Here is a 12,164-nt window from a genome sequence, read left to right as displayed (position 1 = left end):
GGGGCATCCGTCGTCCCGGTCAGGCGCCGTCGTCGGCGGTGAGGCGGTAGCCGACTCCGCGGACCGTCTCGATCCAGCGCGGCTGGCTGGCGTTCTCGCCGAGCTTGCGGCGCAGGTTGGCGAGGTGCACCTCGACGGCCCGCTTGTCGGCGTCGCTCACGTAGTACGACGTGACGTAGCTCTCGCCTCGCAGCGCGAGGGCGAGATCGGCCTTGCTGCGCACCCGCCGACGCGACGAGATGATGAGGCTGAGCAGGTCGAACTCGCTGCGCGTCAGCTCGACCTCCTCGCCGTCGACCACCACGAGGCGCATGTCGGGTTCGACCCGCAGGCCCCGATGCTCGATCCAGTCCTCGTCGCCCGCGGCGGTCGCCGGCACGACGACGGCCGCCGACGGCGGCGATGCCGTTGCCGTCGCGGGTTCGGCGGGCGCACCCGGCTGCGCTGAGGCCTTCTCGCCGGCCGGGACGTCGGGCGGCACGGTGTCCGTCGAGGGCGAAGCCGACTGATCGCCGTCGCCGCCGGACGCGGCGAGCCGTGGACGTCGCATCATGGCGTCGATCCGGGCCCGGAGCTCGCGAGGTCGGAACGGCTTCGCGATGTAGTCGTCGGCGCCAGACTCGAGCCCCATGAGGGTGTCGATCTCCTCGGTCCGGGCGGTGAGCATGATGAGGTAGGTGTCGCTGAACGCCCTGATGCGCTTGGCCGCCTCGAAGCCGTCGATGCCGGGCATGCTGACGTCGAGGGTCGTGAGCGTGGGCCGGTAGCGGCGCACCTTCTCGACCCCGTCGAGTCCGTTGCCGGCGCTGTGCGTCTCGAATCCGCCCTGCTCGAGCACCTCCTCGAGGAGTCGGCGGATGTCCGCGTCGTCCTCGATGATCACCGCGACGCGGTCACGTGCCGTCATGTGTTCCCCCGTTCATCATGATCCTCCGGCGAGCCGATCGGCGTTCGCGACCAGCTCCTCCGCCTGCTCGGGCCACCAGGTCCCCGCGGCCGGCCCGCCGTTGCACGTTCCGTCGCTCTCGCCTGGCGGCTTGACCCACAGCACCGCGTCGACGACCGGGTCGTCGACGGCGTGCGCCGCTTCGCCGAGTGCGAGATCGGGTGCGTTGCACCATTGCCCGTCGGCGGGCGGCCCTGCGCCGTTCCGCGACGTGTCGACGATCGCGTGAGCGCCGCCGAGCGCGTCGGAGACCCGTGCGGCATAGGCGGACTCGGCCTCGGTCGCCTGCGCGTTGGACACGTTCGTGGCGAAGCCGCGGGCCTGGTCGACGCCCGCGGCGCGCAACAGTTCCGCCATGTCGGCGGCAGGCAGCCACGCGGAGTGCCCGCCGTCGAGGTAGACCTCGGCGCCGGTGCCCGAGAAGCGTTCCAGCGCGGACCGCACGAGCGCGGTGCGCGCCTCGGGGTCGGGGCATTCGGAGGCGAGCGCGAGGGAGTCGGGCTCGAGCACGACGATGCTCGTGCGGTCGCCGAGGCCGGCGGCGATCTCGTCGACCCAGTCGAGGTACTCGTCGCGCGGCAGGCCCCCCGACGAGAACCCGCCGCAGTCGCGGTCGGTGATGCCGTAGACCACGAACACCGGGAGTGCACCGGCGGCCGTCGCCTGCGCCACGGTGTCGGCGACCGCGTCGGACGCGGTTCCGGGTCGCACGCGCTCGGGCGTCAACCAGATCGCGGCGGGGGACTCGGCGATGCGCGAGGCCGCGGCGCGCTGCGCCTCGGTGCCGGAACCGGTCGCCGCGCGGGCCGCGTTGGAATCCGGGTCGACGAAGAGCGCGCGATCCCGGAACGGGTTGCCCGCGGCCTGCTGCGACACGATGACGAGCGTCGTCGCGAACGCGGCGAGGGCGAGCAGCAGCAGCGCTGCGACGGCGATGAGGGCGATGGGCAGGGCCCGGCCCGATCGCCGCGGCGCCGGTGCGCCCGGGGCCCAGACGGCGATCGTGCCGTCGACCGGAGCGCGCGGGGCAGCGTCATCGGCCGATTCCGCGCCGGCCGGCCCCGCGTCGGGCGACCCTGCATCGGGCGACCCCGCGTCGTGGCCGCGGAGCACGTAGCGGGCGTCGTCACGGTCGTGACGCACGACGGGCTCGTCGCCGCGCGCGGCATCGTTCGGCACGTCGCCCCCTCCCCAGCGGCCGGTGTCGGGCCAGTCTACGAGGGGAAGGGGCGACGTGCGCCCATTCGGGGGTCAGTCCTGCGGGATCGCCGCGACGACGTCGATCTCGACGAGGATGTTCGCGAGGCGCGAGCCGACCGTGGTGCGCACGGGGTAGGGCTCGGTGAAGAACTCGGCGTACGCGACGTTGTACTCGGCGAAGTCGGCGAGGTCCTCGAGGTGGGCCGTGACCTTCACGACGTCGTCGAAGCCGAGGCCGTACTCGGCGAGCACGGCGCCGATGTTGCGCAGCACCTGGCGCGTCTGCTCGGCGGCGCCGCCCTCGACGACGAGGCCCGTGGCCGGGTCCTGCGGGCCGAAGCCCGCGGTGTACAGGAAGCCGTTCGCGACGACGCCGTGGCTGTAGGGGCCGGCGGGCTTGGGTGCGTTCGACAGGGTGACGGCGGTCTTGGGCATGGGTTCCTCCAGTGTGATTCGGTTTCGGTGAGGGATGGACGATGGGCGGGCGGTCGGCAGGGGAGCGGGGTGGGATGTCGCGGCGCGCGCCCGCGGCATCCGTCGCCCTAGGCGATCTCGGCCGAGATGGCGGTGGCCGCCTCGCGCAGGGCGGGCAGGTGGCGTCTCAGCTGGTCGAGGTCGGCGACCATGCGCACGGCCGTGACCGAGATCGCGCCGACGACGCCGAGCGGGCTCTCGATGGGCACGGCGAGGCAGTTGACGTACGGCTCGAACTCGCGGTCGTCGGTCGCCCAGCCGCGGGCGCGCACGCGCACGAGCTCCTCGTCGAGGCGTTCGCGGGTCGTGATCGTGAGGTCGGTGAACCGTTCCCAGGTGACGCCGTCGAGCACGGCGTCGCGTCGGGGCACGTCGAGGTTGGCGAGGATCGCCTTGCCGACGGCCGAGCAGTAGGGGATCACGGCCTTGCCGACGCGCGAGTACATGCGCACGCCCGATTCGTCCTCGGCCTTGTCGACGTAGACGATCGAGCGGTCCATGAGCGCTGCGAGGTGCACGGTGTTGCCGACGCGCCGCTGCAGCCGCCGAACGTGCGCCGAGCCGGCCTCGCGCAGGTCGAGCGAGTCGAGCGCCTCCTTCGAAAGCGCTGCGAGCCGGGTGCCGAGCGTGTAGCGGCCGTTGCCGCGGCGACGCACCCAGCCGACCTCCTCGAGCGCCTGCAGCTCGCGGAACATCGTCGAGCGGTGCAGGTCGAACGCCTCGGCGAGTTCGGCGACCGTGCGAGGGTCGGCGGCGATCGCGTCGATGATGCGCGCGGCGCGGGTCACGGACTGCGACATGTCAGGCTCCCTCGGTCGGTCTCGGGGTCTCGAGACGCTGCGCTCCTCGACCGGCGACGGGCGAGCGACGGATGCCGCGGCCGGGCGTCGCCCCCGTGAGTCGCCCGCCTGCCAGCACGGGCACCCCGGCGACGAGCACGTCGTCGATGCCCTCGGCGAGGGCGAGCGGCGCGTCGTAGGTGGCGCAGTCGGCGACCCGCGCGGGATCCACGAGCACGAGGTCGGCGACGGCGCCCGGTCGCACGCGCCCCCGATCGCCGAGCCCGAACCGGTCGACGGCGCGCGTCGAGACGAGCGCCGCGGCATCCGCCCAACCGATGGCGCCCTGGTCGACGACGAGCGACCGCAGGTAGCGGGCGAACGAGCCGCGCGCCCGCGGATGCGGGTGCGCGCCCACGAAGATGCCGTCGGAGCCGCCCATCGCGCGCGGGTGGGCGAGGATCGACGCGAGGTCGGCGTCGGTACGGGCGTACCGCACGGCCATGACCACGTTGACCTCGAGCCGCGAGGCGGCGAGCACGTCGAGCGTGAACTCGGCGGGCGTCGTGCCGGTGCGGGCGGCAGCCTTGCCGATCGTGAGTCCGTGCGCCCACGCGAACTCGGGTGCGGCGATGTGCGCGAGCGTGAGCTGCTCGGGCCAGTCGGGGCCGAGGCTCGGATAGTCGACGATCGTGGGGAACCACTCGTCGAGCAGCCGCGCGCGCTCGACGGCGTCGGCGAGCAGGGCCAGCACCTCGGCGGTCGGGCGCACGGTGATCGACGCGGGCAGCACGGGCATCGCGAGGATCGAGCAGCCGCGCGTGTAGGGGTAGGCGTCGAAGCTCGCATCGACGCCGGATGCCGAGAGCCCCGCCATGAGCTCGTGCACGAGATGCGGTTCGGCGTGGAAGTGCGACACGTGCGCGGCGACGCCCGAGCGCTGCGCGATCGCCCGGATCTCGTCGATGCCGGCCTGCGAGCCCGACTCGTAGCCGCCGCGCATGTGCGACACGTAGACGCCTCCGACCGCGGCGACGGGCTCGGCGAGGCGCGCGAGCTCGTGGGTCGAGGCGAAGGCGCCCGGCACGTAGTCGAGTCCGGTCGACAGGCCGACCGCGCCGTCGGCGAGGCCCTCGGCGACCAGGGCGAGCATGGCGTCGAGCTCGGCGGGGCTCGCGGCATCCGTCGACCGCCCGCAGACGAGGCTGCGCACCGTGCCGGCGGGCACGAGCAGCGCCTGGTTCACGGCCGTCGCGTCGTCGTACGAGGCGAGCAGTTCGCGGATGCCGCCGCCCGCGTAGCGCGGGTGCGGGCCGTTGATCGCGGCGAAGTACTCGCTCGCGTAGGCGCCGTCGCCCGGGGCGTACGAGACGCCGTCCTGCCCGCCGATCACCGTCGTGACGCCCTGGCGCAGCAGCGCGAGCTGCACGTCGGCGTCGAAGACGAGGCCGTCGGCGTGCGCATGGGCGTCGATGAAGCCCGGCAGGAGCAGGCGGCCGAGGCCGTCGACGACGTGCGTCGCCGCGGCGTCGGGCGTGGTGCCACGAGGCTCGACGCGAAGGACGCGCTCGCCGTCGATCACGACGTCGACCGGCTCGGCGAGCTCCGGGCCCGCACCGGAGTCGCCGTCGACGACGATGACGTCGCGGAGGACGTGAGCGGCGGCCGGCATCAGAAGAACGTCCGCACGAGGTCGACGACGAGGTCGGAGCCGGCGCGCTCGACCACGGGGAGCCAGCGCCGCTTGTCGAACGCGGTGCACGGGTGCGAGAGCCCGAGCGACACGACGTCGCCGATCGCGACGGGCAGCGCCGCGCCGGGCTCGTCGGCGCGCAGGAACGCGTGCTGGTCGTTCAGGGCGGTGACGGATGCCGCGGGCAGCGCCCGTTGCTCGGCGCCGAGCGCGGCGGCGACCCCGAGCGGCACGGGCAGGCCCTCGTCGTAGGGCAGGTCGCGCTTGCCGCCGTCGAGCAGCGCGAGGCCGGGCTCGGGATGCGAGACGACGCGGGCGTATCCGCGCATGGCCGGTTCGAGGAGGTCGTCGAGCGGGGAGATGCCGCGGTAGAACCCGTGGTCGTGCAGCAGCGAGGCGCCCGAGCGGAGGATCCATCGCGTGCGGCGGCCGGCCGCGGCATCCGCTTCGATCGCGGGGGCGAACGCCTCGGCCACGAGGTCGAGGTAGGCGCTGCCGCCGGCGCTCACGATGACGTCGTCGGCCGCGATGCGCCCTGGTGTGAGGAGCCCGCGATCGAGCAGGAGGTCCCGGAGCGCGACGAGATCGGCCAGGTAGCCGCGCACCGCGGCGAGGGCCTCGGGCGACCGGTCGTGGCCGAGGCTGCCCTCGTAGGCGGCGACGCCGACGAGGCGCAGCACGGGCGAGTCGGCGACGCGCCGGGCGATCTCGACGGCGGCGTCGAGTGAACGCGCACCGGTTCGGCCGCCCGGTGCGCCGAGCTCGACGAGCACGTCGATCGGGCGGGGGAGCGCGGCATCCGTTCCGGCGAGGGCCCGGTTCGTGCCCGAGAAGGCCTCGGCGAGCCCGCGCTCCATGGCCTCGACGGTGTCGACCGAGTCGACCCAGCAACGGAACGAGAAGTCGGGATCGGCCAGTTCGCCGGCGATGAAGGCGAGGGCGGGCGGCGCGACGAGCGCGTTCGCGAGCATGATCCTCGACACCTCGAACGCGCGCGCCGTGCGCACCTGTCCGGGGGTCGCGAGCGTGAGGCCGGTCGCCCCCATCTCGAGCTGCAGCTGCCAGAGCGCGGGGGCCATGGTCGTCTTGCCGTGCGGCATGAGCTCCATGCCCTTCGACTCGGCCCACGCCTGGATCGTCGCGGCGTTGCGGCGCATGGCGTCGGCGTCGAGCACCGTGAGCGGCGTCCAGAACTCGCCGAGGCGCGGCTCCGTCGCGAGGAACTCGCGCACGGTCAGCCCTGCGGCGCGAGCCGGCAGGCCGGTGTCGGCGGTCGTCAGCACCTCGTCGGACAGGTCGTCGATTCGGCGTGACATCCGCTGCTCCTCAGGTGCTCGGTTCGTGGGATCAGGTGTGCGGTGCGGCCTGTGTTGCACATGCTGCAACCGGCTTGCGCCATATCTGCACACCAGTCAGCATAGAGGGCGTGACCCCGCACCCAGAAGTGCTCACCGTCGGCGAGACGATGGTGCTCGTGACGCCGGCCGTCGCCGAGCCGCTCGAATCCGCCACCGCCTTCCACCTCGACCCCGGCGGAGCCGAGTCGAACGTCGCCTGCCACCTCGCGGCCCTCGGCACGTCCGTCGCCTGGGCGAGCGCCGTCGGCGACGATGCGCTCGGGCGCCGGCTCGTACGCCAGATCACCGACCACGGCGTCGACACCGCATGGGTGCGCCGCGATGCCGCAGCCCAGACCGGTCTCTACGTGAAGGATCCGGGCAACGGCGTGCGGTACTACCGCGCCGGCTCGGCGGCCTCTCGGCTCGAGCCGTCGTTCGCCGACGACCTGCCGATCGCCGACGTGCGCCTCGTGCACGTCTCGGGCATCACGCCCGCGCTCTCGACCTCCTGCGACGCGCTCGTCGACGCGATCCTCGACCGCGCGGCGGCGGCCGGCGTGCCGGTCAGCTTCGACGTCAACCACCGCGCGCAACTCTGGCCGTCGACGGATGCCGCGGCCGGGCGCCTGGCCGCCCTCGCCGCCCGCGCCGACCTCGTGTTCGTCGGGCTCGACGAGGCCCAGGTGCTCTGGGGCGCGAAGACGCCCGACGACGTGCGCCGACTGCTGCCCGACGTGCGCGAACTCGTCGTGAAGGACGGCGCCGTGGGGGCCACCGCATACCTGGGCGATGCCGAGGGCGTGCACGTGCCCGCATTCGTGGTCGACGTCGTCGAGGTGGTCGGCGCGGGCGACGCGTTCGCCGCCGGCTACCTGCACGCCATGCTCCGAGGCGCGGCCCCCGACGAGCGCCTGCTCGCAGGCCACGAGCGCGCCGTGCTCACCATCGCCGACACCGCAGACGTCCCGAGAGGCATCCGATGACCAGCCACACCCCGCCCGCCGCTCCCGCGGACGCCGTTGCTTCGACCGCCCCGGTCTCGAACGGGGAGTTCGACGCGATCTTCGCCGGCCGCCCGCTCATGGCGCTCTTCCGCGGACTCGGCGAGGCGCGCAGCCTCGAGCTGGCCCGCACCGCGTGGGATCTCGGCATCGACCTCGTCGAACTGCCCATCCAGTCCGAGGCGGATGTCGCGGCGCTCGCCGCGGTCGCCGAAGCCGGTCGCGCGGAGGGCCGCCTCGTCGGCGCGGGCACCGTGCTCTCGACCCGCCACGTGGAGCTCGCGGCGGCGGCGGGCGCCGCGTTCACCGTGAGCCCCGGATTCGACGCCGACGTGGTGCGGGCCTCGACGGCCGCCGGGCTGCCGTCGCTGCCGGGCGTCGCGACGGCGACCGAGGTGCAGGCCGCGCTCGCGCTCGGCCTCACGTGGATGAAGGCCTTCCCGGCGTCGCTCCTCGGCGTGCCGTGGTTCCGCGCGATGGCGGGCCCGTTCCCGCAGGCGCGGTTCGTGGCGACCGGCGGCATGGACGCGTCCAACGCCCGCACGTACCTCGACGCCGGCGTGCGCACGGTCGCCGTCGGCTCGGCCCTCGAAGACCCGGCGCAGCTGCCGGCGCTCGCCGCGCTGCTCGGCGGATAGTCCGCTCCCTTCGCCCCTCGTCTGAGCGCGGTCCCGACCTGGTCGGGGCCGCGCTTTCGTCGTGCGCGAACGAGTTCTGCGCGTGGCCGACGCGGCGCGGAAACGCGCTGGAAACAGAAACTGAATGATTTGTTTCCAGTTACTATGTTTTCTGTTAGGGTCGCTTCCAGTAACGCGTGAGCACCGAGATCCTGCACGCGGCGTCACTGCACCACCTTCCACGCAACGAAGCACGAGAGGAATGTCGGAGATGACTCGAACCAAACGCTCCCTCGCGGTGGCGCTCGCCGCCGGAGCGGCCGCGATCGCCCTGGGAATGACCGGGTGCGCCCCGTCGGCCGGAGGATCCGGCGGCGACGCCGCCGTCCTCCGGGTCTGGGCGGGCAGCGCGACCCCCATCAACAACAACTTCAACCCGTTCGCCGTCGACACCGCGGTCCACGCCACGTTCGGTGCGATCTACGAGCCGCTGTTCTTCTTCAACCAGCTGTCGGCCGACGCGCCCATGGGGCTGATCGGCGACAGCTTCGAGTACAGCGAAGACGGCCGCACCCTCACGGTCACCATCAAGCCCGACCTCAAGTGGAACGACGGCGAGGCGCTCACCGCCGCCGACGTCGCCTTCACGTTCGGCTACGGCTCGAACAAGTCCGAGCAGTTCGTCTCGGCTGAGGCCACCGACGACACCACGGTCGTGCTCACCTACAGCGAACCGCAGTTCACGAGCGCCTCGCTCACGCTCGGCTCGACCTACATCATCCCCGAGCACATCTGGGCCGACATCGACGACTTCATGGCCGAGACGAACCCCGAGCCGGTGGGCTCGGGCCCGTACAAGCTGAAGAGCTTCTCCGACGCGGCGTACACCGTCGAGGCGAACGACCAGTTCCGCGACGGAGCCCCCGCCGTCGAGGAGGTGCAGTACGTCGGACTCGACTCGAACCAGTCGTCGCAGGACCTGCTGACGACCGGCAAGATCGACTGGGTCGGCCAGTTCATCGCGAACCCCGACGCCGTCACCGCCTCGGGCAAGATCACCACGCTCAACCAGCAGCAGGACCCGACCACCATCACGACCTGCGCCAACGCCGACCTGGGCTGCGTCGGCCCGCAGACCGATCCGGCGGTGCGCCAGGCGATCAACGTCGCCATCGACCGCGCGACGATCGCCGACAAGGCGTTCGCCGGCCTCGCGGGCGAATCCTCGCCGTCGTTCACCCTCCAGCCGCGCGACGAGCAGTGGCTGAGCGACCCCGAGCTCGCCACGAGCCCGCAGACGGCGGATGCCGCAGAAGCCGGCGCCATCCTCGAAGCCGCCGGCTACACCAAGGACGCCGACGGGTTCTACGGCAAGGGCGGCACGGCGATCGAGATCGACCTGTTCTCGCCCGACGGCTGGACCGACTACAACGACGCCGCGAAGCTCATCTCCGAGCAGGCGGCCGAGGCGGGCATCCGCATCAACGCCCGCACGGTCTCCGACGCCGAGTACTGGACCCCGATCCAGAACGGCGACTTCCAGATGGCGCTGTACGGACTCACCCAGAGCCTGGTCGCCGATCCGTACTCGAACTACCACGAGTACTTCGCGGGCACCTCGACCGCCAAGGTCGGCGAGATGCCGCTCGTCGGGCAGAACTACTCGCGCTACACGAACCCGACCGTCGACGCGGCCGTGCTCGCGGCCGGAGCGACCCAGGACGTCGCGACGAAGCAGGAGGCGTACGCCGCCATCCAGGCCGAGATCGCTCGCGACCTGCCGTACATCCCGGTCGTGCTGAACGCCTCGCAGTCCTTCTTCAACACCGAGAAGTTCAGCGGATGGCCGACCGAGGGCGACCTGTACGCCGCGCCGCTGCCGTACCTCGCAGTGGCCAACGCGGTCGTGCTCACGCACCTCACGCCGGCGAAGTAGGCCGAGCGGTCCCATGGAACGAACCATCCCCAACCCGAGGACGGCAGCGGCATGAGCTTCTACCTGCGGAGGGTCGCCTTCTACCTGGTGACCCTGTGGGCGGCGATCTCGCTCAACTTCCTGCTCCCGCGCCTTCTGCCGGGCGACCCGGCCGCGATCATGCTGGGCAAGCTCCGGCGTGCGAGCGGCGGGCGTCCGCTCTCGGAGGAGACGATCCAGGCGATCACCTCGATCCTCGGGGCCGGGAAGGACATGTCCATGTGGGACCAGTACCTCGCGTACTGGGGCCGGTTGCTGCAGGGAGACCTCGGCGTCTCCTCGACGCGGTATCCGGCCACCGTCTCGGACCTGATCGCCGCGGCACTGCCGTGGACGATCACGCTGGTCGGCGTCGCGACCGTCATCTCATTCATGCTCGGCATCGTCGTCGGCGCATGGGTGGGGTGGCGGCGCGGCACCAAGCTCGACCATCTCGTCCCCGTCACGACGGTCTTCCAATCCATCCCGTACTTCTGGCTGGCGCTCGTGCTCGTCGCGGTGTTCTCGGTGCAGCTGGGATGGTTCCCGATCGTCGGCGGCTACGACGTGTTCGAGTTCCCGGCGGGCCCCGAGCTCAGCTGGGCGTTCGTGGGCAGCGCGGTGTACCACGCCATCCTGCCGGCGACCACGATCGTGATCTCCTCGGTCGGAGGCTGGCTGCTCGGCATGCGCAACATGATGGTCTCGACGATGTCCGAGGACTACGTCGTGACCGCCGAGGCCAAGGGGCTCACCCCGCGTCGGGTCCGCACGAAGTACGCGTCGCGCAACGCCGCCATCCCGAGCCTCGCCGGCTTCGGAATCGCCCTCGGCTTCGTCGTCGCCGGGTCGATCGTCATGGAGCAGGTGTTCAGCTATCCGGGCATCGGCAAGCTCATGATCCAGGCGGTGCAGGGCCTCGACTACGCGCTCATGCAGGGCGTGTTCCTCGTGATCACGCTCACGGTGCTGGCCGCCAACTTCTTCATGGACCTCATCTACGGATTCATCGACCCGAGGGTGCGACACAATGGCTGACTCACAACCCACGCTCGACCGCACGGCCGACGACTCCGGCTACGCGATGGGCGACGACGCACCCTTCCAGTCGCCCGTCTCGGCCGAAGCCGTCCGCGAGACGGCCAGGGAGGCGAGCGCCACGGCGGCGATCGCCGCGGCGACCTCGACCCGGGCGGGCCGGTTCCGCCACATCCTGCCGAGCCGGTCGGGCAAGCTCATCACCGGCGTCGTCATCGTCGGCCTGATCACGCTGTTCGGCATCTTCGGGCCGATGATCGCCCAGCCGCCGCGCGATTCCAGCAACGAGGCGCTGCAGCCGCCGTCGGCCGAGCACTGGCTCGGCACGACCAAGCTCGGCTACGACGTCTTCTCGCAACTCGCGTGGGGCACCCAGGGCTCGCTGTTCATCGGCATCGTCGCCGGCATCGTGGCGCAGCTGCTCGCCGTGATCTTCGGCGTGTTCGCCGGGTACTTCGGCGGCGTGCTCGACGAGGTGCTCACCCTCTTCACGAACATCGTGCTCGTCATCCCGGGTCTGCCCGTGGTCATGGTGATCGCGGCCTACGTGCAGAACGCCGAGGGCCTCGGACCGCTCGCCCGGAGCTCGCTCCTCGTCGCCCTCGTGCTCGGCATCACCGGCTGGGCCGGTTCGGCCGTGGTCCTGCGGGCGCAGGCGCGCTCGCTGCGCACCCGGGAGTACGTCGCAGCGGCCCGCGTTGCGGGCGAGAAGCCGAGCCGCATCATCTTCGTCGAGATCCTGCCGAACCTCGTGCCGCTGCTCGCCGCCCAGTTCATCTTCGGCGTCATCTTCGCGGTGCTCGGCGAGGCCGGCCTGTCCTACCTCGGCCTCGGGCCGACCGGGTCGATCACGCTCGGCACGATGCTGAACGACGCCCAGACCGGCCAGGCCGTCGGCACCGGCGCCTGGTGGTGGTTCGTGCCGCCCGGGCTCATCATCGCCGCACTCGGCGCCGGACTCTCCCTCATCAACTTCGCGATCGACGAGGTCGTGAACCCCAAGCTCAGGCTCGCGCCTGAGAACGCGAAGCGCCAGCGCAGGGCCGCGAAGGCCGGCAAGGGCGTCGCCGACACCGGAGCTTTCGCATGAACCCCACGAATGCCGTCACGACCACCGAGGTC

At 72.1% G+C, this 12,164-nt stretch carries 11 protein-coding genes; 5 read left to right on the top strand and 6 right to left on the bottom strand.

Annotated features, from left to right (window positions below; genetic code table 11):
• Positions 1–19 precede the first annotated feature (19 nt).
• The 6 genes from GQR16_RS11660 to GQR16_RS11635 all read right to left on the bottom strand — a co-directional run bounded on the left by GQR16_RS11660 (position 20) and on the right by GQR16_RS11635 (position 6,408).
• The gene (locus GQR16_RS11660; protein ID WP_157415316.1) at positions 20–907 is read right to left on the bottom strand and encodes a response regulator transcription factor; all 888 of its coding nucleotides are present in this window, start codon (positions 905–907) and stop codon (positions 20–22) included.
• Between the two features lie 15 nt (positions 908–922).
• The gene (locus GQR16_RS11655; protein ID WP_157415315.1) at positions 923–2,125 is read right to left on the bottom strand and encodes a glycoside hydrolase family 6 protein; all 1,203 of its coding nucleotides are present in this window, start codon (positions 2,123–2,125) and stop codon (positions 923–925) included.
• Between the two features lie 72 nt (positions 2,126–2,197).
• The gene (locus tag GQR16_RS11650; protein ID WP_067874113.1) at positions 2,198–2,581 is read right to left on the bottom strand and encodes a RidA family protein; all 384 of its coding nucleotides are present in this window, start codon (positions 2,579–2,581) and stop codon (positions 2,198–2,200) included.
• Positions 2,582–2,688: 107 nt separating this feature from the next.
• Positions 2,689–3,420, bottom strand: a complete 732-nt coding sequence (locus tag GQR16_RS11645) for an IclR family transcriptional regulator (protein WP_157415314.1) — start codon at positions 3,418–3,420, stop codon at positions 2,689–2,691.
• Between the two features lies 1 nt (position 3,421).
• Positions 3,422–5,071: an N-acyl-D-amino-acid deacylase family protein gene (locus GQR16_RS11640; RefSeq protein WP_157415313.1), complete on the bottom strand. Its 1,650-nt coding sequence runs from the start codon at positions 5,069–5,071 to the stop codon at positions 3,422–3,424.
• Entirely contained in the window at positions 5,071–6,408 is a 1,338-nt protein-coding gene (locus GQR16_RS11635; protein ID WP_157415312.1) for an alanine racemase, read from the bottom strand. The genes GQR16_RS11640 and GQR16_RS11635 overlap by 1 nt, the downstream gene beginning before the upstream one ends.
• A gap of 110 nt (positions 6,409–6,518) precedes the next feature.
• On the opposite strand from GQR16_RS11635, the gene GQR16_RS11630 reads away from it, so the two are divergent.
• From GQR16_RS11630 to GQR16_RS11610, 5 genes are all read left to right on the top strand, one after another.
• The gene (locus GQR16_RS11630) at positions 6,519–7,415 is read left to right on the top strand and encodes a sugar kinase (protein ID WP_157415311.1); all 897 of its coding nucleotides are present in this window, start codon (positions 6,519–6,521) and stop codon (positions 7,413–7,415) included.
• The gene (locus GQR16_RS11625) at positions 7,412–8,071 is read left to right on the top strand and encodes a bifunctional 4-hydroxy-2-oxoglutarate aldolase/2-dehydro-3-deoxy-phosphogluconate aldolase (RefSeq protein ID WP_157415310.1); all 660 of its coding nucleotides are present in this window, start codon (positions 7,412–7,414) and stop codon (positions 8,069–8,071) included. The genes GQR16_RS11630 and GQR16_RS11625 overlap by 4 nt, the downstream gene beginning before the upstream one ends.
• 250 nt (positions 8,072–8,321) lie before the next feature.
• Positions 8,322–9,986 (top strand): ABC transporter substrate-binding protein, encoded by a 1,665-nt coding sequence (locus tag GQR16_RS11620; RefSeq protein ID WP_157415309.1) that lies wholly within the window; start codon positions 8,322–8,324, stop codon positions 9,984–9,986.
• A gap of 51 nt (positions 9,987–10,037) precedes the next feature.
• Positions 10,038–11,042 carry an ABC transporter permease gene (locus GQR16_RS11615; protein WP_157415308.1) on the top strand — a complete coding sequence of 335 codons (1,005 nt, stop codon included), beginning with the start codon at positions 10,038–10,040 and terminating at the stop codon, positions 11,040–11,042.
• Positions 11,035–12,132, top strand: coding sequence for an ABC transporter permease (locus GQR16_RS11610; protein ID WP_246200757.1), 1,098 nt, complete (start codon positions 11,035–11,037; stop codon positions 12,130–12,132). Before GQR16_RS11615 ends, GQR16_RS11610 begins: the two co-directional genes overlap by 8 nt.
• Positions 12,133–12,164 lie beyond the last annotated feature (32 nt).

This window comes from Agromyces allii, from assembly GCF_009749385.1.
GTDB classification, from domain to species: domain Bacteria; phylum Actinomycetota; class Actinomycetes; order Actinomycetales; family Microbacteriaceae; genus Agromyces; species Agromyces allii.
This window is presented reverse-complemented; position numbering and strand designations above follow the sequence as displayed.